General features: G+C 36.9%; 19 protein-coding genes. 14 read left to right on the top strand and 5 right to left on the bottom strand.

What is annotated here, in order from left to right; genetic code table 11:
• Positions 1 to 235: 235 nt before the first annotated feature.
• The gene (locus BN1066_RS17430) at positions 236 to 1,582 is read right to left on the bottom strand and encodes an aspartate kinase (protein ID WP_077320772.1); all 1,347 of its coding nucleotides are present in this window, start codon (positions 1,580 to 1,582) and stop codon (positions 236 to 238) included.
• 338 nt (positions 1,583 to 1,920) lie between these two features.
• A complete protein-coding gene (locus BN1066_RS17425) occupies positions 1,921 to 2,172 on the bottom strand; it encodes a DUF2627 domain-containing protein (protein WP_077320770.1) in 252 nt (83 codons plus the stop codon).
• A 197-nt stretch (positions 2,173 to 2,369) separates the two neighbouring features.
• On the opposite strand from BN1066_RS17425, the gene BN1066_RS17420 reads away from it, so the two are divergent.
• From BN1066_RS17420 to BN1066_RS17375, 10 genes are all read left to right on the top strand, one after another.
• On the top strand, positions 2,370 to 4,433 hold the full coding sequence (locus tag BN1066_RS17420) for a sigma 54-interacting transcriptional regulator (protein ID WP_077320768.1): 2,064 nt from the start codon (positions 2,370 to 2,372) through the stop codon (positions 4,431 to 4,433).
• Positions 4,434 to 4,550: 117 nt separating this feature from the next.
• On the top strand, positions 4,551 to 5,468 hold the full coding sequence (gene yqiS, locus BN1066_RS17415; RefSeq protein ID WP_077320766.1) for a phosphate butyryltransferase: 918 nt from the start codon (positions 4,551 to 4,553) through the stop codon (positions 5,466 to 5,468).
• 2 nt (positions 5,469 to 5,470) lie between these two features.
• On the top strand, positions 5,471 to 6,568 hold the full coding sequence (locus tag BN1066_RS17410) for a Leu/Phe/Val dehydrogenase (RefSeq protein ID WP_077320764.1): 1,098 nt from the start codon (positions 5,471 to 5,473) through the stop codon (positions 6,566 to 6,568).
• Between the two features lie 337 nt (positions 6,569 to 6,905).
• Complete coding sequence (buk, locus tag BN1066_RS17405; protein ID WP_077320762.1) at positions 6,906 to 8,003, top strand: butyrate kinase; 1,098 nt, start codon at positions 6,906 to 6,908, stop codon at positions 8,001 to 8,003.
• A gap of 5 nt (positions 8,004 to 8,008) precedes the next feature.
• Entirely contained in the window at positions 8,009 to 9,433 is a 1,425-nt protein-coding gene (gene lpdA / locus BN1066_RS17400) for a dihydrolipoyl dehydrogenase (protein WP_077320760.1), read from the top strand.
• A 296-nt stretch (positions 9,434 to 9,729) separates the two neighbouring features.
• Entirely contained in the window at positions 9,730 to 10,722 is a 993-nt protein-coding gene (locus tag BN1066_RS17395) for a thiamine pyrophosphate-dependent dehydrogenase E1 component subunit alpha (protein ID WP_077320758.1), read from the top strand.
• 15 nt (positions 10,723 to 10,737) lie between these two features.
• Positions 10,738 to 11,721 (top strand): alpha-ketoacid dehydrogenase subunit beta, encoded by a 984-nt coding sequence (locus BN1066_RS17390; protein WP_077320756.1) that lies wholly within the window; start codon positions 10,738 to 10,740, stop codon positions 11,719 to 11,721.
• Positions 11,722 to 11,740: 19 nt separating this feature from the next.
• Positions 11,741 to 13,006, top strand: coding sequence for a dihydrolipoamide acetyltransferase family protein (locus tag BN1066_RS17385; RefSeq protein ID WP_077320754.1), 1,266 nt, complete (start codon positions 11,741 to 11,743; stop codon positions 13,004 to 13,006).
• A 101-nt stretch (positions 13,007 to 13,107) separates the two neighbouring features.
• The gene (locus BN1066_RS17380) at positions 13,108 to 13,539 is read left to right on the top strand and encodes a BrxA/BrxB family bacilliredoxin (RefSeq protein ID WP_077320752.1); all 432 of its coding nucleotides are present in this window, start codon (positions 13,108 to 13,110) and stop codon (positions 13,537 to 13,539) included.
• Between the two features lie 414 nt (positions 13,540 to 13,953).
• Complete coding sequence (locus tag BN1066_RS17375; protein ID WP_077320750.1) at positions 13,954 to 14,931, top strand: aromatic acid exporter family protein; 978 nt, start codon at positions 13,954 to 13,956, stop codon at positions 14,929 to 14,931.
• A gap of 307 nt (positions 14,932 to 15,238) precedes the next feature.
• On the opposite strand, the gene prli42 is transcribed toward BN1066_RS17375, so the two are convergent.
• Positions 15,239 to 15,346 (bottom strand): stressosome-associated protein Prli42, encoded by a 108-nt coding sequence (gene prli42 / locus BN1066_RS19980; RefSeq protein ID WP_077320748.1) that lies wholly within the window; start codon positions 15,344 to 15,346, stop codon positions 15,239 to 15,241.
• A 711-nt stretch (positions 15,347 to 16,057) separates the two neighbouring features.
• On the opposite strand from prli42, the gene mce reads away from it, so the two are divergent.
• The 4 genes from mce to BN1066_RS17350 all read left to right on the top strand — a co-directional run bounded on the left by mce (position 16,058) and on the right by BN1066_RS17350 (position 20,591).
• Positions 16,058 to 16,486 (top strand): methylmalonyl-CoA epimerase, encoded by a 429-nt coding sequence (mce, locus tag BN1066_RS17365; protein ID WP_281250280.1) that lies wholly within the window; start codon positions 16,058 to 16,060, stop codon positions 16,484 to 16,486.
• Positions 16,487 to 18,013 (top strand): acyl-CoA carboxylase subunit beta, encoded by a 1,527-nt coding sequence (locus BN1066_RS17360; RefSeq protein ID WP_077320746.1) that lies wholly within the window; start codon positions 16,487 to 16,489, stop codon positions 18,011 to 18,013. It abuts the gene before it with no gap.
• 28 nt (positions 18,014 to 18,041) lie between these two features.
• Complete coding sequence (locus BN1066_RS17355; RefSeq protein ID WP_077320744.1) at positions 18,042 to 19,160, top strand: M20/M25/M40 family metallo-hydrolase; 1,119 nt, start codon at positions 18,042 to 18,044, stop codon at positions 19,158 to 19,160.
• A 180-nt stretch (positions 19,161 to 19,340) separates the two neighbouring features.
• Positions 19,341 to 20,591, top strand: a complete 1,251-nt coding sequence (locus BN1066_RS17350) for a DNA polymerase IV (protein ID WP_077320742.1) — start codon at positions 19,341 to 19,343, stop codon at positions 20,589 to 20,591.
• 234 nt (positions 20,592 to 20,825) lie between these two features.
• Here BN1066_RS17350 and BN1066_RS17345 read toward each other — a convergent pair whose 3' ends face one another.
• On the bottom strand, positions 20,826 to 22,196 hold the full coding sequence (locus tag BN1066_RS17345; RefSeq protein ID WP_425445286.1) for an aldehyde dehydrogenase: 1,371 nt from the start codon (positions 22,194 to 22,196) through the stop codon (positions 20,826 to 20,828).
• Positions 22,197 to 22,213: 17 nt separating this feature from the next.
• Positions 22,214 to 23,131: a ribonuclease Z gene (rnz, locus tag BN1066_RS17340; RefSeq protein WP_077320740.1), complete on the bottom strand. Its 918-nt coding sequence runs from the start codon at positions 23,129 to 23,131 to the stop codon at positions 22,214 to 22,216.
• Positions 23,132 to 23,145 lie beyond the last annotated feature (14 nt).

Raw genomic sequence — 23,145 nt, 5'->3', positions numbered from 1 at the left:
TTTTTAGAATGGAAAAAATTACAAGCACTTGGCTAATATTGTATAAATCTGTATTCGTTAGTATGAGTTTCATCTTTTTTATAAATATACTGGCGTTTTTTGAAAAACGCTCTTCTTTATCGGATTTAGCGAAGTTTCCGATAAGGAAGGGCAAATCATGTTAAAAATGTACTTATACAATCAATCTTATTTATAAATAAAACATATCCTCCTACATAGGGAGGATATGTTAATACTAATCAAAGAAGGTATGATATAATGACTTGACCGCTCTATCCAAATCTTCTGCTTTAATCCCAAACATCATAGAAACTTCGGATGAACCCTGGTTGATCATTTCAATATTTACATTCGCGTTAGAGATTGCAGCTGTTGCTTTTTGTGCTACTCCAATTGTTCTTACTAGACCTTCACCAACCACCATAATCATAGCTAGGTTACGATGAATGGAGATTAAGTCAGGATTTAATTCATGTTGGATTCGCTCCATCACTAGCTTTTCTTTTTCCAGTGGTAGATTACTTTCTCTAATGATTACGGACATATCATCAATACCAGAAGGAGCATGTTCAAATGAAATACCTTCATCCTCCAAAATTGCAAACAACTTTCGTCCAAAACCAATTTCCCTGTTCATTAAATACTTACTAATATAAATACTGCAAAATCCTGTATCACTTGCAATCCCAACAACACATTTTTCACTCGGTTTTTTTTCAGAGACGATCAATGTACCGGGTGCTTTTGGGTTATTTGTATTTTTTATACATACGGGGATTTCCTCTTTAAATGCCGGTATCAACGCCTCATCGTGAAAAACCGAAAAACCCGCATATGATAATTCACGCATTTCTTTATAAGTTAAGGTTGTAATTTTTTTAGGTTTTTCGATATAAGCTGGATTAACAGAATACACGCAATCGACATCTGTATAGTTTTCATAAAGATCTGCCTTAATTCCAGCAGCAATAATAGAACCTGTTATATCTGATCCACCTCTAGAAAAGGTATTTAATTGTCCTTTTTTGGTATAGCCAAAAAAACCAGGAATAATTAAAATATCTTCGGTGGTTCGCAAGTTGTAAATTTTCGGAAAACTTTCAGGTAAAATTCTTGCATTTCCCGGATTATTGCTTACAATTATTCCAACTTCCTGCGGGTTCATATAGCGTGCTGGTATGCCAATCGAAGTAAGATAAGCGCTAAGGATTTTAGCGGAACTATCCTCACCGATTGCTTTTAAAGCTTCTAATTTCTCCGATGGAGTTGCATCCATATGTAATACATTTTCGATCGTTTGGTTTATTTCTTTCAAAATCGTTCCACCTAGCTTTAATTCTTCAACAATTTCAGTAAATCGCTTCATAATAGGCTCAATATATTCTGCTTTTGGACGGTGTTTTCTGCCTATTTCACCAAGTTCGATAAGCATGTCCGTAATCTTTTTATCTTTTTTGAACCTTTTTCCTGGTGCGGAGACGACAATGAATTTTCTTTGAGGGTCAGCTTTTACAATGTTGGCTACTTTTTTTATTTGCTCTGCACTGGCAACAGAACTTCCCCCAAACTTTGTTACTTTCACGAGAATTCCTCCTGCTTTTATTTTTATTTTACATCATATCATAAATTCAGTTTTTTTTGTACGTTACGATAAATATAAAATTTTAGCGAGGAAGCTCTTCGACGTAGTAAAAATTTTTAGGTTAGAAGTATAAGTGCAACTAGGCATTCCCTTGTAAGATGCAGGTAAATGCCAGTTTTCTAATACGTTAAGATAAATATAAAATTTTAGCGAGGAAGCTTATTCGACGCAGTAAAAATTTTCAGGTTAGAAGTATAAGTGCAACTAGGCATTCCCTTGTAAGATGCAGGTAAACGCAAGTTTTCTAATACGTTAAGATAAATAAAAAGATGAGGATTTTATTCCCCATCTGCGTAACAGTTTCGTCTACCTTGTTTCGTTTTTTGTTGCTTGCGATCTCGATGGACAATAAAGCCACCAATAAAAGCCAGTCCGGCAAGAAACAAAATTAAACCAATCGTAAATTGTATACTGCTATGTAAAAAGATTGGATAAAACGAAGTAAATAATGAATCTCTCATTAACTTAATCCCAATAGCAGCGATTACACCAGGTATAAATAATATAATAATAGCGATAATTCTAATCAATTATTTATTCTCCTTCCATTCATGGGAATTTAGTTCTCATGGATGGCTAGTATTGAGCATGAAAACTGTTAGAATACAACTGATCTTCATTTATTAAGTATAGCAAAAATATCAGTAAAAACAAATAAACGGTTATTGCATTAACTTGCAGACTAACGTATGATAAAACTATGCAAAAAAATGCAAGGTGGGATGAAATGAAGCGTGTACTCATTGTTGGTGCCGGAAAAGGGGGAAGTGCTTTATTAAATATTTTAAATGCTACGAACATACTGGAAATCGTGGCGATGATAGATATAAATCGTAATGCGCCCGGGTTAAAGCTTGCGAAAAAGCAAAACATCCCTATAGATAATCAATGGGAATCGTGGATTGATAAAAATATTGATATTGTAATTGAAGCTACTGGTGACGAACAAGTATTTCAAGCTATATTGGAGCATAGAAGCCGTAAGACTGTTGTCATACCAGGAACTGTGGCTTACATTATTTCAGAGCTGTTTGATGAAAAACAAGAGCTATTGGAGAAAGTTGAGCTGCAGATGCGTAATCAAGCACTGATTTTAAATAATATTCGCGATGGAATGATTGTCGTAAATAATCAAGGAATCATTACGTTTATTAATAAAAGTGCGGAAGAAATTATGGAATTAAAAAAACATGAGTGTGAAGGAAAATCAATTGAGACAATTATTACTAATACTCATTTACCAGAAATATTACGAAATCGTAGACGAGAGGTAAATCAAAAGCTCACCTTAGAAAATGACAAGCAGATTATTACTACAAGGATTCCGATTATAAATGCTGATAACCTTTTATTAGGTGCCTTTGCAGTATTTAAAGATATTACCGAAGTTGTTAAATTGGCGGAAGAAAACACGGATTTAAAAGAAATTAAAACGATGTTAGAAGCAATTATTTATTCCTCAGATGAAGCAATCAGTGTTGTAGATGAGCAAGGACTTGGAATGATGATTAATCCAGCTTATACTCGAATTACCGGTTTAACAGAGGAAGATGTCATTGACAAGCCCGCGACAACCGACATCTCAGAAGGCGAAAGTATACATATGCGAGTTCTACAAACGAGAAGAGCAGTAAGAGGAGCAACGCTAAAGGTTGGACCTGCTAAGAAAGAAGTCTATGTCAATGTCGCCCCAATGATCGTTGATGGAAAATTAAAGGGCAGTGTTGGGGTAATTCATGACATATCAGAAGTTCAAGCATTAACAAGTGAATTAAAACGCGCCAGACAAATTATTCGCAATTTAGAAGCTAAATATACATTTGATGATATTATAGGAAAATCCCCTGAAATGAAAATAGCATTGGAACAGGCTAAAGTAGGAGCAAGAACACCTGCAACAGTTTTACTTCGTGGTCACTCTGGAACTGGAAAAGAGTTATTTGCCCATGCCATTCATCATGAAAGTGATCGTAAGCATCATAAGTTTATTCGAGTTAATTGTGCTGCTATAGCTGAATCTATTTTGGAAAGTGAACTGTTTGGCTATGAAGACGGGGCTTTTTCAGGAGCAAGGCGGGGAGGAAAGAAAGGCTTGTTTGAAGAAGCGAATAATGGAAGTATCTTTTTAGATGAGATTGGAGAATTATCTTTAAATATGCAAGCGAAACTACTTCGTGTTCTGCAGGAAGATGAAATTGTACGAGTTGGTGGAACCAATCCAGTTGCTATAAATGTTCGTATTATTGCTGCAACCAATGTAAACTTAGAAAAAGCAATTATGAAAAAGACATTTCGTGAAGATTTATATTATCGATTAAGTCGCTTGCCGATTTATGTACCATCACTTAAAGAACGACTATCCGATTTGCCTTTATTGGCAAACCACATTATTTTGAAGATTAATCAAGATTATGGAAGAGACGTACAATTTATTTCGAAAGAAGCCTTAACTGCATTAAAAGAATATCATTGGCCGGGAAATATTCGAGAATTGGAAAATGTAATCGGCCGGGCAATGATTTATATGGGGGTGCATGAAAAAACAATTGAACGAAAACATCTTCCTGATCTTACATTAAATCATTCTCATCAAGATGGTGAAACAGTTGTTTTAACTACTACAGAACCTTTGCAATCAGCAGTAGAGAAATATGAAAAGAACTATATAAAGAAGGTGTATGAGCAAAACAATTTTAATAAGACGAAAACGGCAAAGCAATTGCAAATTTCCATACGAAATTTATATTATAAATTAGAAAAATATCAGCTCGCAAAAGGTAGCAGGCAATGATTTGCAAGGTAATGCAAAATGTTGCAAATTATCATGGCTGAAATGAAGCGCTTTCAATAATGGTGTTTTGGCATACTATTTGCTTGAGTAAGTAGTGGAGGTATCAAGGAGGGCAAAATGAAGCGTTTAGCAGAATTAAAAGAAAAAGCAAAAGAAGGACAAAAGCAAATTGTTTCTGTTGCAAATGCAGCAGATAAACACGTGCTGCAAGCCGTTAAAATGGGATTAGAAGAAGATCTGTGCGACTTTTTACTAATTGGCAATGAAGCGAACATAAAAAAACTCGCAAAAGAAGTAGCTCTTACTTTCCATCAATGGGGAGATCGAGTTATTATTCAACATGCCGAAACGAAAGCAGATATTGCTAGAGCAGCTGTCTTAGCTGTGCATGAAAATAAAGCAACTATTTTAATGAAAGGGTATATACCTACAAAGGATATTTTACAAGCAGTACTCGATAAAGACTATGGTTTGCGCTCAGGAAAGATTTTATCTCATGTAGCTTTATTTGAAGTGCCAAATCAAAATAAACTTGTGTTTTTAACTGATGCAGCCATGAATATTAACCCTGATATAAAGCAAAAAGTTGCAATTATAAACAATGCTGTTAACGTAGCTCATAGTATAGGTTTGGAACTACCTAGAGTTGCTGCCGTTACTCCTGTAGAAATGGTTAACCCGGATATTCCGTCTACAGTTGATGCCGCTTTATTAACACAAATGCAGCGGAGAGGACAAATCCAAGGTTGTTTGGTAGACGGTCCGTTAGCATTTGATAATGCTGTATCTGTAAAAGCTGCCAAACAAAAGCAGATATCTTCAGCTGTGGCTGGACAGGCAGACATACTCCTTGCTTCTTCCATCGAAGCAGGAAATGTATTGTATAAATCATTTGTTTATTACGCAAAGGCAAAGGTAGCTGCCATTATTTGCGGTGCAAAAGCACCGATTATTTTAACATCACGGGCAGATTCTGCTGAAAGTAAACTTTATTCGCTCTCTTTGGCCATCATGACAACAAAAAATGGGGGATAATAATGGAGTTATTTAGTTATATGGAAGAATATGATTATGAGCAAGTTGTTTTTTGTCAGGATAAGAACTCTGGATTAAAAGCAATTATTGTCATTCATGACACAACTTTAGGCCCTGCATTAGGCGGAACGAGGATGTGGACATATGATTCTGAGGAAGCGGCGCTTGAAGACGCATTGAGGCTTGCTAGAGGAATGACTTATAAAAATGCAGCTGCTGGGTTAAATTTAGGCGGGGGAAAAGCGGTTATTATTGGTGATCCAAAAACGGATAAAAATCCAGAAATGTTCCGAGCTTTTGGTAGGTATATTCAAGGGTTAAACGGACGCTATATTACAGCTGAAGATGTTGGGACAACGGTACATGATATGGATCTAATACATATGGAGACGGATTTTGTTACTGGTATTTCTCCAGAGTCAGGTTCTTCAGGTAACCCATCACCTGTGACAGGCTATGGTGTTTATAAAGGAATGAAAGCGGCAGTGAAAGAAGCGTTTGGGGATGATTCACTAGAGGGTAGAGTAATTGCTATTCAAGGAATCGGCAATGTTGCTTATGCATTGTGTGAACATCTTCATAGAGAAGGAGCGCAATTAATTGTAACAGATATTAATCAGGAAGCTGTAGAACGTGCAGTAGAGGCATTTGGCGCAAAAGCCGTTGATCCTGATGAAATTTATGATGTTGCATGTGATATTTATGCTCCGTGTGCTTTAGGGGCTACCATAAATGATGAAACAATATCTAAATTAAAAGCAAAAGTTATTGCTGGATCAGCTAATAATCAATTGAAAGAAACCAAACATGGGGATATGCTTCACGAACAGGGAATTGTTTATGCACCTGATTATGTTATTAATTCCGGTGGAGTGATTAATGTTGCTGATGAGTTAAATGGATATAACCATAAGCGGGCTTTGAAAAAAGTAGAAACGATCTATGATAGCTTACAAAAGATCTTTGCTATTTCTAAACGTGATGATATTCCTACATATCTTGCGGCGGATCGGATGGTAGAAGAAAGAATTAAATCAGAATATCGTTCAAAAAGTCAGTTTTTATTAAATGGTCGTCATATTTTAAGTAGACGTCCTTGAAAAATCGCGATGTTTATTCAAGCAGCTTCTCAGTCCGTTTCCCCAAATGAATTCGGGAATTTTAGGAGACGTTTCTCTTATAAAATTCACAAAATAATAAGCAGATTTTTCATGTCTGAGAGAAATTTGGCGACAGGAAGAACTGATGTTGAGGAAATCGAAGTTTGCTATAGCCTTGTGCGCAAGCCGGATGAAGCTACTTTTTAAAAATTATCACTATGTAGAACGGATTAAATTCCCAGACAAATTCTTCATAACTTTATTACCAAAGCAGGAGAAAGGGAGTAACGTCTAATTAACCAACCCTTTTTTCTGCTGCGAAACGGGGGGATGTTTATTGCGGGTGAACTTTAGGAACTTGATTATAAATCCTGGGTCAACATCTACAAAAATTGGGGTTTTTGATAATGAAATATGTATTTTTGAAAAAATTATTCGCCATAAAGCGGAGGAATTAAAACAGTTTTCAACCGTCAATGATCAGAAGGCGTTTAGAAAGCAAGTCATCCTTGATCAATTACATCATGAAGGAATTAATATTTCAAAACTAGACGCTGTTTGTGCTCGCGGTGGATTAATACGGCCGATACAAGGTGGAACTTATGAAGTAAACGAACGTATGCTAATAGATTTGAAAGCAGGTTATAATGGCAATCACGCCTCTAATTTAGGGGGGATTCTTGCTCATGAAATCGCAAAAGGGCTAAATATTTCTGCCTATATTGTCGACCCAGTCGTTGTCGATGAGCTGGCTACCGTTGCCCGTTTCTCCGGCATACCGGAAATACCTAGAAAAAGTATATTTCATGCACTTAATCAGAAGGCAGTAGCCAGGAAGGTAGCTGGCAGATTAAATGGAAGCTATGAAGAGATGAATTTTATAGTCACTCATATGGGTGGGGGGATTACAATCGGTGCCCATTGTCGGGGCAAAGTGATTGATGTGAATAATGGGTTGCATGGAGAAGGGCCGTTTTCTCCTGAACGAGCAGGTACTGTTCCAGTTGGTGATCTCGTTTCACTCTGCTTTTCGGGACAGTATTATGCAGAAGAAGTGATGAACAAAATTGTAGGTAATGGCGGGCTAATGGGCTATCTACAAACAAATGATTTAATGGAAGTAGAAAGACGTATAGCAAGTGGGGATACATTCGCAAAGCAAGTTTATGAAGCAATGGCGTATCAAGTTGCCAAAGACATCGGAGCAATGAGTGCCGTACTTAAAGGTGAAATAGATGCCATTGTGTTAACCGGAGGACTTGCTTATGGAAAATCATTTACCGATTTAATTATTAGTCGTGTTGATTGGATAGCTGACACTATTGTTTATCCTGGTGAAGATGAATTACAAGCATTAAACGAGGGCGTACTTCGTGTTTTACGTGGGGAAGAAACACCAAAAGTTTATCATAGTAAAAATGAGGTAAAGGAGTGAAGAAATTGGCAGAGGATTATGATTTAGTCATACTTGGTGGTGGAACGGGCGGCTATGTTGCTGCAATCCGAGCATCGCAGTTAGGAATGAAAGTAGCTGTTGTAGAAAAAGAAAAGTTAGGTGGTACTTGTTTACATCGCGGTTGCATTCCATCTAAAGCATTATTGCGTAGTGCTGAAGTATATAGACAGGCAAAATCTGCGCATACATACGGTATTGATATAGAAGCTGTATCATTAAACTTTTCGCAAGCACAAGCTAGAAAACAACAAGTGGTTGATAAGCTTTATCAAGGTGTCCATTCTTTAATGAATAAAGGGAAAATTGACGTTTTTAAAGGATTTGGGCGAATATTAGGGCCAAGTATCTTTTCTCCTATACCAGGTACGATTTCTGTAGAATATGCAAATGGTGAAGAAAATACGATGCTTATTCCTAAAAATGTGTTAATTGCGACTGGTTCTACGCCTAATACATTACCAGGTTTAAAAATGGATCATAATAGAATCATTACGTCAGATGACGCGCTGCAATTAACAGAACTGCCAAAATCAATCATTATTGTTGGGGGAGGTGTCATCGGGATTGAATGGGCCTCCATGCTAGCTGATTTTGAAGTCGATGTAACTGTTATCGAATATGCAGAACAGATTTTACCTACTGAGGATCATGCAGTTGCAAAAGAGGTCGAGAGGTTACTCAAAAAGAAGGGAATTAATTTTGTGAAACAGGCACAGGTGCTTTCAGATACGGTACAGGTAGATGGCGAAAGTGTAACTGTACAAGCAGAGGTAAATGGTGATAAGCAGGAGTTTCAAGCAGAGAAAATGCTGCTTTCGGTCGGACGAAAAGCAAACACAACTAATATTGGGCTGGAAAATACGGATATCATCGTGGAAAACGGGGTAATTCAGACTAACCAATATTATCAAACGAAGGAATCACATATATACGCCATTGGTGATGTAATCGGTGGTATGCAATTAGCACATGTGGCTTCACATGAAGGAATTGTTGCTGTAGAACATATGGCCGATCAAGACCCGATGACAATTAATTATGACCATGTTCCAGCTTGTATCTATTCCAATCCAGAGGTAGCACGAGTTGGATTAACCGAGAAGCAGGCAAAAGAGCAAGGATATTCGTTAAAAGTTGGTAAATTTCCGTTTCAAGCTGTTGGAAAAGCGCTTGTCTATGGAGAAGCAGATGGATTTGTAAAGATTATTGCTGATAAAGCAACCGATGACTTATTAGGGGTTCATATGGTAGGTCCACATGTAACGGATATGATTTCAGAAGCGGTTTTAGCCAAAGTATTAGATGCTACGCCTTGGGAGATTGCCCATACGATTCATCCGCATCCGACGCTTGCTGAGATAGTTGGAGAAGCAGCGCTTGCTGTTGATGGAAAGCAAATCCACGGTTAATTATATCCCGAATGTAAGGTGCCGTGACCACTTCACGAATTATTAGAAAAACTTGGTTTATCACTTTGGCGAAAATCGTTTTTCTTATACGATAAAGCCGAAAGTTTTATACTATCCTATAGTGTAAAAAATACGAAGAAGTCTGACATGGAGATAGCGGTCTAAATGTTCGGGTCGATAGGGCAGAGAAGTTATGGCAGCACTACACCTGGTTTTTTGATGACCCCTGCAAAGCTTCAAGTAGAAAACCATTACTGAATGAAGTTTCACTTTATTTATTTAAGGAGGGAACATGAATGACAACAAAACGCCATCATGATTTAGGACTTACAGATGAGCAAGTATTAGAAATATATCGAATCATGCTATTGGCAAGAAAAATCGACGAAAGAATGTGGTTACTAAATCGAGCGGGGAAAATACCGTTTGTTATTTCTTGTCAAGGACAAGAAGCAGCACAAGTTGGAGCTGCTTTTGCTCTTGATCGAAAAAAGGATTATGTAGCTCCTTACTATCGAGATATGGGCGTTGTGTTAGCATTTGGCATGACGTCAACAGAGTTAATGCTATCAGGGTTTGCCAAAGCTGAAGACCCTAATTCCGGCGGAAGACAGATGCCTGGTCATTTTGGGCAAAAGAAAAACCGAATTTTAACTGGGTCATCCCCGGTTACTACACAATTACCCCATGCAGTAGGTGTAGCACTAGCTGCTAAAATGAAAAATGATCCTATTGTTTCCTTTGTTACCTTAGGTGAAGGATCCTCCAATCAAGGAGACTTTCATGAAGGGTTGAATTTTGCAGGTGTGCATAAATTGCCGGTAATTACAATGGTTGAGAATAATAAATATGCTATTTCTGTTCCCATTGAAAAACAAATTGCCAGTAAAACCGTCGCTGACCGTGCTCAGTCTTATGGTATGCCCGGTATAACGGTGGACGGAAATGACCCATTAGCTGTATATAAAGCTGTAAAGGAAGCGCGAGAGCGAGCATTAAATGGAGATGGCCCAACATTGATAGAAGCAATAACGTATCGATTAACGGCTCACTCCAGTGATGATGATGATCGACTTTATCGGAAAAGCGATGAGGTCGATGAAGCACGTAAAAATGATTCTGTTATTACCTTTAATAAATACTTAAAAGATGCAGGCATACTGACAGAAACCATCGAAAAGCAACTCAATGATGAAATTAGTCAAGAAGTTAATGAAGCGACAGATTACGCTGAAAATGCTCCTTATGCACAACCAGAGGATGCGTTAAAGCATGTATATGAAGAGTAGGGAGGGAAAAGAATCATGCCAGTTATGTCCTATATACAAGCGATCACAACTGCTTTAAAAGAAGAAATGCAACGAGATGAAAATGTGTTTATTTTAGGAGAAGATGTTGGGAAAAAAGGCGGTGTATTTCGAGCTACCGATGGTTTACATGAAACGTTTGGCGAGGCTCGTGTGTTGGACACCCCATTAGCTGAATCAGCCATTGTTGGGGTTGGTATTGGTGCAGCAATGTATGGATTGCGGCCCGTAGCGGAAATACAATTTGCCGATTTTATTATGCCAGCAGTAAACCAGATCATTTCTGAAGCTGCTAAAATACGATATCGCTCAAATAACGATTGGAACGTGCCGATGACAATTCGTGCCCCGTATGGTGGTGGTGTACATGGAGCGCTTTATCATTCGCAATCGGTAGAAGCAGTTTTTGCCAATCAACCTGGCTTAAAAATCGTGATGCCATCTACGCCGTATGATGTGAAAGGTTTATTAAAAGCGGCAATTCGTGATAATGATCCTGTCTTATTCTTTGAACATAAACGTGCGTACCGTTTACTAAAAGGGGAAGTTCCAGAAGAAGATTATGTTCTACCAATTGGTAAAGCAGATGTAAAACGGGAAGGTACGGATATTACGGTCATAACGTATGGATTGTGTGTACATTTTGCCTTACAAGCCGCTGAAAAACTTGCTGAAGAAGGTATTGAAGCTCATATTTTAGACTTAAGAACGGTTTATCCATTAGATAAAGAAGCAATTATTGAAGCAGCTAAAAAGACTGGAAAGATTTTATTAATAACAGAAGATAATAAAGAAGGAAGTATCATTGGAGAAGTAGCAGCGATTATAGCCGAGCATTGTTTATTTGATTTAGATGCCCCTATTCAACGTCTGGCAGGTCCTGATATTCCTTCCATGCCATATGCACCGACAATGGAAAAATTCTTTATGATTAATCCAGATAAAGTTGAAAAAGCAATGCGAGAACTTGCTGAATTTTAACTTATGAGGAGGGAAAAACATGGTAGTAGAAAAAATCAATATGCCACAATTAGGGGAAAGTGTAACAGAAGGGACGATTACTTCTTGGCTTGTAAAAGCAGGGGATAAAATTAATAAATATGATCCGATTGCCGAAGTGATGACCGATAAAGTGAATGCCGAAGTACCCTCTTCGTATACTGGAACTATTAAAGAAATAGTGGCTCAAGAAGGGGAGACCATTGCTGTTGGCGAGCTGATGTGTTATATCGAAACGGAAACAAGTAAGCAACAAACACCTCTTGAAACTTCACAAGCTGAAGTAGGAGAAATAAAAGACCAAAACGATTCAATGCTAGAAAAAGACAAATCAATGAAAAAACGGTATTCACCAGCTGTTTTGAAAATGGCACAAGAGCATCATATTGACTTAGAACATGTTACTGGAACTGGTAAAGCAGGAAGAATTACGAGAAAAGATCTTGAAAAACTTATCGCTAAAGGGGAAAATCAGTCAACTAGTAAAAGTGTGTCTGTATCAGCGACGTCGAAAGCAAATTCGACTATAAGTGAACCAACTACAAGACAGCAGCCAACTGCTTATTCTGGCGACGTGGAAATCCCTGTAACAGGAGTCCGTAAAGCAATAGCACAAAATATGGTTCGTTCAAAACAGGAAATACCACATGCTTGGATGACAGTAGAAGTAGATGTTACAGATTTGGTCAGGTTACGAAATAATATAAAGAATTCTTTTAAGCAAAAAGAAGGTTATGGAATAACATTTTTCGCCTTTTTTGTCAAAGCAGTAGCACAAGCGCTAAAAGAATTCCCACAATTGAATAGCACATGGAGAGAGGACAAAATTATTCAACGAAAAGACATCAATGTATCGATCGCAATAGCAAAAGAACAGGAGTTATTTGTTCCCGTTATTCGTCATGCAGATGATAAAAGCATTAAAGGTATTGCTAAAGCGATTCACGAGCTTGCTGTCAAAACACGTACTGGGAAATTAACAGCTGACGATATGAAAGAAGGAACATTTACGGTAAATAATACAGGTTCATTTGGTTCCATTCATTCAATGGGAGTAATTAATCACCCCCAGGCTGCCATTTTGCAAGTTGAGTCAATTGTTAAGCGCCCTGTAATTATAAATGATATGTTTGCTGCAAGAGATATGGTTAATTTGTGCCTGTCTTTAGATCATCGAGTTTTAGACGGTTTAATATGTGGGCAATTTATGGCACGAGTTAAGGAACTATTAGAAAGTATGAACGAAGAGACAGTTCATATTTATTAAGGGAAATGCTAGAGATTTATTTAATTGAAATGTTGATCTATTCCTGTTATTCTATCAACAAGCAGAAGAACTATATATTTATATAAGGGGTTTGATTTTTAATGGATTTTAACATATTTATGAATGATGTTGTTAATGCAGCACGTGAAGACATACGTGAAGCCGGCTATGAGGAACTTACAACACCAGAAGCTGTTGATGAGGCGCTTTCTCGTAAGGGAACGACATTAGTAATGGTAAACTCTGTTTGCGGTTGTGCTGGTGGAATTGCGAGACCTGCTGCAGCCAACTCCATTCACTACGATAAGCGTCCCGATCATTTAGTTACAGTATTTGCTGGCCAGGATAAAGAGGCAACCGAAAGGGCAAGAGAATATTTTGAAGGGTATCCACCTTCTTCTCCTTCTTTCGCCTTTTTAAAAGATGGTAAGATCGTAACGATGATAGAGCGCCATGATATTGAGGGGCATAGCCCTGTCGATGTAATCGGAAAGCTACAGAAAATTTTCGATGATCATTGTGAAGAAATGTAATAAAAAATGAGAAATGGAAAAAAGGGCTGGCTCTATGGTTTAACGTAGGTCAGCCTAATTTTTATCCCGCATGTAAGGTGCCGTAAGACTTCCACTTCAAGATCCCTGAGTTCATACAAAAGGGGCTATTCAACTAACATTCAGTAGGAGATGGAAGAAAACTCCTACTGAATGAAGTTTCACTCTATATGTTAAGAAAGCGTCAAATTTTTGTACGGAAGTTAAGACATGCAGTTAAAATTATAATGATTAACGTTCAGTTAGACTGAGCAGTCTTGACTTCTGACAGTTAGTTTTTCTAATTTCCATGGAAGCAGTGATATCTTTTAAGCATGCAAAAAATATATGATATGAATCACTGATGTATAGCAATCTTATCACTCTTTTTAAGAAGCTCTAGAAGGAGAATGATATGTGAAAATAGGTTATCGAACAATTAAAACCGCTATAGGAACGCCGATTGCGATTTGGCTTGCGCAGTTATTAGGTGTTACAAACTTTGTGTCTGCTGGTATTTTAACGATTTTATGTATTCAGCCTTCACGAAAAAAATCCTTTTTAAGTGCTTGGAATCGGTTTTTGGCTTGTATTATTGCATCGATTTTTTCGATTGTTTTCTTTCATTTTATCGGCTATAATCCGATCATTTTAGGTTTATTGCTGGTTGTTTTTATACCAGTAACCGTATTATTAAAAATCACCCAAGGTATCGCTACGAGTTCTGTTATTATTTTGAACTTATACGGGGCAGGGTACTTAGATTTTAAGTTTTTAATGGACCAATTTCTACTTATCATTATTGGTATTGGAACAGGTCTCTTATTAAATTTATATATGCCTAGTTTAGACAGAAAGTTAAAAGAAAAACAAGAAGAGCTTGAGAAGAATTTTCAAACAGTATTGTATGAAATTGCATTATATGTGAGAAATAAAAATATCGATTGGGACGGTAAGGAAATTACAAGGATTCAAAAAATACTTGACGAAGCAAATGATTTAGTAGAACGTGATAAGGAAAACCATCTATTACGAGATAAGCATATATATCGTGATTATTTCAAGATGCGAGAACGACAATTTGAATTATTACAACGAATGCTGCCTCTTGTTACAAAACTTCCGGAAAAGTACACTATTTCAGAAAAAATAGCTTCTTTTTTTGAAGAATTATCAAATGCTGTACATCCAGAGAATACAGCCATTATTCGTTTGGAAAAATTAGAAAAATTAAGAGAAGCGTTTGATCAAGAGGATTTACCATGTACAAAAGCAGAATTTGAAACAAGAGCAAATTTATTTAGACTGCTACATGATATAGAGGAATATTTAATTTTAAAATTAAAATATAAAGAAAGTGATGTTAGAAGAAAAGCAAAACAAGTTGAAAATTAAGTTATATGAGAATTTAGGATGTGTTGCCATGAATCCCCATCTTCTGTCGGGTAATAACAGAAGATGGGGATTCTATTGTTTCAAAATAAAGTGAAACTTCATTCCGTGGAGCACGGAATGTTAGTACCACAAGGGTATGACCTAAGGCCCTTGAACGAATCGGGCATTTAGGTGCCGTTTTCTCGCACATACACCCTTTTGTATCAACTCTGGTTTTGAAGTGGGAGTCTTACGGCATCTTACATGCGGGATAATTGTAATGACATTATTTGTTTTTACGAAGCTTCTTCCTGATGGACTTTTGTTGTTATATAAACATTGCTAAAGCTGCTGTAAAAGTTGATAAAAGCATAGCAATAATCATAATAAAAACAATTATTTTATTTCTGCGTTGGCGTTTAGATTTTTTTGCCATTTTAATCCTCCTTTGTTTCTCAATTACAGATTATTATTAAACGGCAATTTACATATTTATTTAGTCCGAAGACCCTGGAAAAGTTAGATTATAGGTAAAAACGATTTGATCATTAAATTTGCATTAGATCAATTGGGATGTTTAGGTTCTTAGTTTCTGTATTCTTTTTGTTTAGAGTCACTGACGGAAGTTTCATCTTATTTTACCGTGAATCTACAAATTGGACAAGGCTTTCCATGTATTTTCAAAAAATAACAGAGTGTTTGGTCTGTTTCAATGATTAACTAAATACCTTTAATATAAGAGGATGTTCATAAAAGTTCATTAAAAATGACATAATGAATTCCTTATCATAAGAATACACTAATCATGTAAGATACCGTATTTCTCCGTTGTTTAGGAAACGATATGTATCTGTATTTGATTATATTTTTTATAAGTAGCTTTCTCGGCTAGCTTAAGCCTTTGTATTTCTAGCTTTTGTTCTTTCAAATACCCTTGACAACATTATAAGAGAAAGGACTCCTAATTGCCAAATAGAGTCGGAACGACAGGAAAAGAAAAACAATTGACAATGCTAAACCACATGTATAAAAAAGCATTTTCCTTTCTAAAGGATATTACGATCTAGGTTGACCTTGGTGTCTTTTACAACTCTTTTTTGAACACCATATAAGGAGTATTTTTTATTCTTTCAAAGGAGGAATAAACTTGGAAGTAAAGCACGAGCCTTTCATAAAACATGTAGCACATATTGGTATTGCTGTTCGTAACATGGAGGAAACATTGCCCTTTTATATACAAACTCTAGGATTACAGGTTGAACATTTGGAGATACTGGAGAAAGAGCAAGTATTAATTGCTTTTTTATCTGTTGGCAACAGTTATTTAGAATTACTACAGCCTACAACTACTACTTCAACTATTTATCAATTTATCGAAAAGCATGGAGAAGGAATCCATCATATTGCCCTAGAAGTGGAAGGTCTTTCGGAGCGAATTATTCAATTGAACCAAGCTGGAATACCTTTTATTGACGAAGAGCCTCGACATGGTGCCAAAGAAAAAATGGTAGCATTTATTCACCCAAAAGCAACAAATGGTGTGCTAGTTGAACTTTGTGAAAGCAGGAAAATATAGATGGATATTTATGATAAAATAAGTGAGCTTTATGAAAAACGACGAAAGGTAAAACACGGAGGCGGAGAAGAAAAATTAAATAATCAACGAGACAAAGGAAAATTAACTGCACGAGAACGTCTGGCATATCTCTTAGATAAAGAGACGTTTATCGAACTAAATCCATTCATGAAGAAACGTACGGCTCCAACAAATGGTGATGGGGTAGTAACTGGATACGGGAAAATCAATGGCAAACCGGTTTATATTATGGCACATGATTTTACGGTTCACGGCGGTACACTAGGAGAAATCCATGGTAAAAAAATAGCATCCGTATTAGATTTAGCTGCAAAGGCAAAAGTTCCATTTATAAGTTTAATCGATTCAGGCGGGGCTAGAATTCAAGAAGGAGTTGCCGCTTTAGATGCATATGGACAAATATTTCGGAAGAATGTCCATTTTTCTGGAGTGATTCCACAAATTTCTGTAATTTTAGGTCCTAGTGCTGGTGGAGCAGTATATTCACCAGTGTTGACGGATTTTGTTATTATGGTGAAAAAAACGGCGCAAATGTTTATTACAGGACCCAAAATAATAGAAAAGGTTACCGGGGAGATAATAGATAAAGAAGCTCTTGGAGGAGCAGAGATTCATAATAGTAAAAGTGGAAATGCTCACTTTTTGGCAAATACAGAAACAGAGGCATTAGATCTAGTCCGGCGTTTGCTTATATATCTTCCCGCCAATCACCAAGAAAAATCAAAACCTATACCGTTTCATTATGATATTACAAAAGAAAGTGATTTAATAGAGGTAGTTCCTTTTGATTGTAGGTTGCCATACGATGTAAAGCAAATCATCTATTTGATTACGGATCAGGCTAGTTTTTTAGAAGTTCATGCACATTTTGCTAAAAATATTGTGGTTGGGTTTGCCAGCATTTGTGGAAGGATTGTAGGCATTATAGCCAACCAACCGAAATATTTAGCGGGCAGTCTTGATATTGACGCCAGTGATAAAGCTGCTCGATTTATACGCTTTTGTGATGCATTTCAAATTCCGCTTGTGACATTGGAGGATGTTACAGGCTTTTTGCCTGGGGTAAATCAAGAGCATCAAGGTATTATTCGGCATGGAGCTAAGCTGTTATACGCTTATGCGGAAGCAACAGTTGCAAAAATTACCGTCATTCTTCGTAAAGCTTATGGTGGAGCTTATGTGGCTTTAAATAGTAAATCGATTGGGGCTGATCTTGTATTTTCATGGCCGAATGCAGAAATCGCAGTAATGGGTCCAGAAGGAGCGGTCTCGATTTTATACGCTAAGGAAGCAGAAAAAAGCAAGAATTCAGCCCAGTTCCTAAAAGAAAAAATAACTACATATAAAGAGCGCTTTGCCAATCCTTATGAAGCGGCCCAGCTTGGACTAGTAGATGACGTTATTGATCCAAGGGAAACGAGAAAAACGATAGCTTATGCTTTAGAAATGTTAGCCCATAAGCAGGAGGAACAACCAGTAAAAAAACATGGCAACATTCCGCTGTGACTAGAAATATTTAAAAAGGAGGATACTCATGGTTAATGAGAAAAGACTTGTGAAAGAGTTTTTAGAATTAGTTCAAATCGATTCGGAAACAGGATATGAAGCTAAAATTGCAGAGACCTTAAAACAAAAATTTCAAGAATTAGGGCTAGAAGTAATAGAAGACAATAGTAAAGAAACTACGGGTCATGAAGCTGGCAACTTGATTTGTAATTGGGTTGGAAATAAATCTGATGTGGAATCCATTTACTTTACTTCACATATGGATACGGTTGTTCCAGGGAAAAATATTAAGCCAACTATAAAAGATGGATATATTACCTCAGATGGAACTACGATATTAGGTGCTGACGATAAAGCGGGGCTGGCAGCAATTTTAGAAGCAATTCGTACAGTAAATGAAAATAATTTACCTCATGGTGATATTCAGTTTGTTATAACTGCTGGTGAAGAATCTGGGTTAGTCGGGGCAAAAGCATTAGACCCGTCGTTACTTCATGCGAGCTATGGTTATGCGATAGATAGTAATGGGGAAGTAGGGGATATTATTGTAGCTGCTCCTACACAAGCAAAGCTCCATGTAGTAATCAAAGGAAAAACAGCCCATGCAGGGGTAGCACCTGAAAAAGGGGTTTCAGCCATAACATTAGCTGCTAAAGCAATCGCCAAAATGCCATTAGGCAGAATTGATGAAGATACAACAGCTAATATTGGTCGCTTTGAAGGTGGAAAGCAGACAAATATTGTTGCAGACCATGTTGAAATTTTAGCAGAGGCAAGATCACTTGTTCCGGAAAAAATGGAGACGCAAGTAGCCAAAATGAAAGAAGCCTTTGAAACAACGGCAAAAGAGTTTGGCGGCTCTGCTGAGGTTACGGTTAAAGTAATGTATCCTGGTTTTAAGCATGAAGCAGGTGAGAAGGTTGTTGAAGTAGCTAGAAAGGCTGCTAAAGCGATTGGCAGGGAAAGTAAATTACTTCATAGTGGTGGTGGAAGTGATGCCAATATCATTTCTGGATATGGTATCCCAACAGTTAATTTAGCTGTAGGCTATGAAGAAATTCACACAACGAATGAACGAATTAAAGTAGAGGATTTGGTAAAGGTTACAGAGCTTGTTACGGCGATCATTCAAGAAGCAGCAAAATAAACGTAAATGAATCCTTCTAAGGAGTAATCTTTAGAAGGATTCATTTAATTATATGGATAGGCGAGCGAAAGGCGTGACTATTTACTGTCAACTTCTTTTTAGTGACTGGTTGTAACAGTTGACCTTTTAATGATTAACAGTATAAAGTAGACAATAGATAGGATAAAGGGAGATATACCAATGACACATCCTAAACGAGGACGGATTATTTTTCATGTCGATATGAATTGCTTTTATGCTTCAGTTGAAATGGCATATAATCCAGATCTAAAAGGAAAGCCACTAGCAATAGCCGGTAACCCTGAAGAGAGAAAAGGGATTGTCGTTACAAGCAGCTATGAAGCGCGGGAAAAAGGAGTTAAAACGACGATGAATGTATGGCAGGCTAAAAAGCTATGTCCGGAATTAATCGTGATGCGTCCAAACTTTGACCGTTACCGTTCTGCCTCTAAAGCTTTATTCCAAATGCTTGCCGAAGTTACACCACTTGTTCAACCAGTTTCCATTGATGAAGGGTATATGGATGTAACTGATGTTGCAACAAAGTTAAATCCAATTGAACTAGCAAACAATCTGCAAAAACGTATTTTACATGACTTGAATTTGCCTTGCAGTATCGGGATTGCACCAAATAAATTTTTAGCTAAAATGGCCTCTGATATGAAAAAACCTCAAGGATTAACCATTTTAAGAAAGCGTGAGGTGCCAACTGTATTATGGCCTCTGCCGATTCATAAAATGTACGGAGTAGGGGAGAAAACGGCGGCGAAATTAGAGGCTGCAGGTGTTTATACAATTGGTGATTTAGCTAAAAAGGATACGTATATATTAAGGCAAATTCTAGGGATAAATGGCGAGCGTTTAAAACAGAGAGCGAACGGTATCGATATGAGGCCGGTTGACCCAGATGCCGTCAATGATTTTAAAAGTATTGGCAACTCTAAAACATTACCATATGACACGAAGGACAATAAAGAAATTGAGACACTGCTAGTACATTTAGCGACAAAAGTAGATCAACGGTTGAAACGAAAAAAAGTGGTTGGCAGAAGCGTTCAATTAATGATTCGCTATCATGATCGAAAAACGATTACTCGTAGTAAAAAACTAAGCTCTTATATCGAAACGAAAGAAGATATTTTACGAGTAGCTAGCGAATTATTAGAAAACCATTGGAACTTAGAGCCGATCCGATTACTAGGAATCACGGTAGCGGATCTCCAACAAAAACATCAGGCAGCACAACAACTTAATTTATTTACGTATGAGAAAGAAGTGGAAAAAGAAAAATTGTATGAAGTAATGGATCAGTTAGCTGAAAAATATGGTAAGAACCCATTTATTGACATAGAAACCACCGTTTCGGACAAAGATAATTACCGCCCAACTACGAGCTTCCAAAAGGATTTTTTAGATGATTATAAATTATAAAAGCTAAGCCGAATATAAAGTGACAGATGCGACTTAGCTTTTTTAAAAATATGAATAAATTGTAAAATGATAGGTAGACAAGAGTTATAGATCTACAATGTTTTACGTGCAATAGCAGATCACGTGAAGAAAGATTTGCTTTTTTACAAGATACACGCAGAACCATCTTGCGGCCTTTCAATGAGCTAATCGAGCCCTGCTTCGCTTTACTTATCAATGAGGATAGAAAATGATTTATTTCATTATCTTTTTTAAAATTGCCTCAGACAGTTTACTACCAGGGTAACGAAACGGGATATCAAATTTCGTTGACTGCTTCATAATACTTTTCTTATGAGAAAATGTATCAAAGCTAAATTTCCCATGATAATTTCCCATTCCACTAGCTCCGACACCACCAAAAGGTAGGTGAGGATTCGCTAGATGAAGAAGAGTATCATTAATACTTCCTCCACCAAAAGATAAATATTGCATTATTTGTTGCTGAGTATTCCCATTCTCTCCGAAATAGTATAATGCTAATGGTTTTTCCTTCGTTCGAATAACACTGACAGCTTCATCAATTTCACGAAATGTCAAAATCGGGAGAATCGGACCAAATATTTCCTCCTGCATAATAGGATCTTCCCATGTTATTTTATCTAAAATGGTTGGTTCTATTTTTAGCGTTAAAGGATTTGTTTCTCCTCCGTGTAATGCCGATCCATTATCTAGAAATTTTGTCAAGCGCTGAAAATGTTTTTCATTAATGATACGCGTATAATTCTTATTCGTTATTGGGTTTCTTCCATAAAAATTACGAATATACTTTTTCATTGCTTTAATTAATTTAAATTTTACTTTTTCATGCACATATAAATAATCAGGCGCTACACAAGTTTGACCAGCATTAGTATATTTCCCCCAAACGATGCGTTTAGCAGCTAAGGGAATATTCGCATCCTTATCTACAATTACCGGGCTCTTTCCACCTAATTCAAGGGTTACTGGTGTTAAATGCTTACTTGCCGCATTCATAATGATTTTACCGGTATTTGTGCTTCCGGTAAAAAAGATATAATCAAAACGTTGCTCTAACAACTTTTGTACGGTCTCTTTTTCCCCCTCTACGACAGTTAAGAAGGAAGGATCAAAATTTTCTACAATTAATTTCGTGATCAAAGCAGATGTTTCCCTTGCATATTCAGAAGGTTTTATAATTGCACAGTTACCGGCAGCTAATGCACCAATAGCAGGAGCAAGTGCTAATTGCAATGGATAATTCCACGGTGCAATAATTAAACAAACTCCATATGGCTCTTTCATAATATAATTTTTTGATCCTTTATGCGTTATTGGAGCCGATACTTTAATCGGCTCCATCCAACCTCGTAAATGCTTTAATGTATAATCAATTTCCGTTAATAGAAAGCCTAATTCAGTTGTAAACGTCTCATGTTTTGATTTGTTTAGATCTGCTTTCAAAGCTTGATAAATAGCTGTTTCATTATCTTTTAACAAGTTTTTTAATTTTTGCAGTTGTTGTTTCCGAAAGGTATAGTCCATTGTATTTCCATTTAGGAAAAAAGTCCTTTGATTCGAAACAATTGTTGGAATATCTGTCAATGAAAGCCCTCCTCCTGTTAATGTATCGTAAACTTGGAAAAATCATAGGCCAGCTTTGTATTAGGAAATATCACTGTGGCTTCCTGTAAAAGCTGATCATTTTCTTCTTGTTGATAGCGAGAAGAAATATGCGTCAAAATAAGTTGTTTACAATTACTTTCTAACGCTAACCTAGCCGCTTGCGAAGTCGTTGAATGAAAATATTGGTGTGCAAGCATTTCTTTGTCATGACGAAAGGTTGCTTCATGAACCAGAACATCAGCATTTCTCGCTAGCGAAACAAAACGTGGTGAATACCTCGTGTCTCCAATAATAGTAATGATCTTTCCCTGTTTAGGCGGACCAACAACGTCTTTACGGTAAATGATACCTTTATTTGGAATGGTAACTGTTTCATTTTCTTTAATTTGTTGATAGATGGGACCTGGCTTAATACCAAGTGATTTTAGTTTATCAACGAGTAATTCCCCTGGTTTCTCTTTTTCGATAATCCGATAACCAAAGCTTGGTATGCCATGATCCAATAATTCGACATAAACGGTAAAATGATCTAATTTTAGTTCCATTTTATCAGCTACCTCCACAATGGATAGGGGGTAAGTCAGATGTGTTTCACTAAGTTGTAAACTAATTTCCACAAACTGTTTCAATTCTTTTGGTCCATAGATGGTTAAAGGTGTTGTTCCTCCTTGAAAGGAACGGCTGCTAAGAAAGCCGGGTAATCCATATATATGATCGCCATGCATATGTGTAATAAAAATCTTATTAACTTTTCTTGGCTTAATCGAACTGTGAAGGATTTGGTGCTGTGTTCCTTCCCCGCAATCAAATAACCAAATGCTGTTTTGTTCTTGTAATAAGGAAAGTGCCAAAGCCGAAACATTTCTCTCTTTGGAAGGAACACCGGCTCCTGTTCCAAGGAAAATTAATTCCAAAATAATTCCTCCAA

Source organism: Virgibacillus proomii (assembly GCF_900162615.1).
GTDB lineage: Bacteria > Bacillota > Bacilli > Bacillales > Amphibacillaceae > Virgibacillus > Virgibacillus proomii.
The sequence above is the reverse complement of the archived record's forward strand: the minus strand, read 5'-3'. Positions and strand labels throughout refer to the sequence as shown.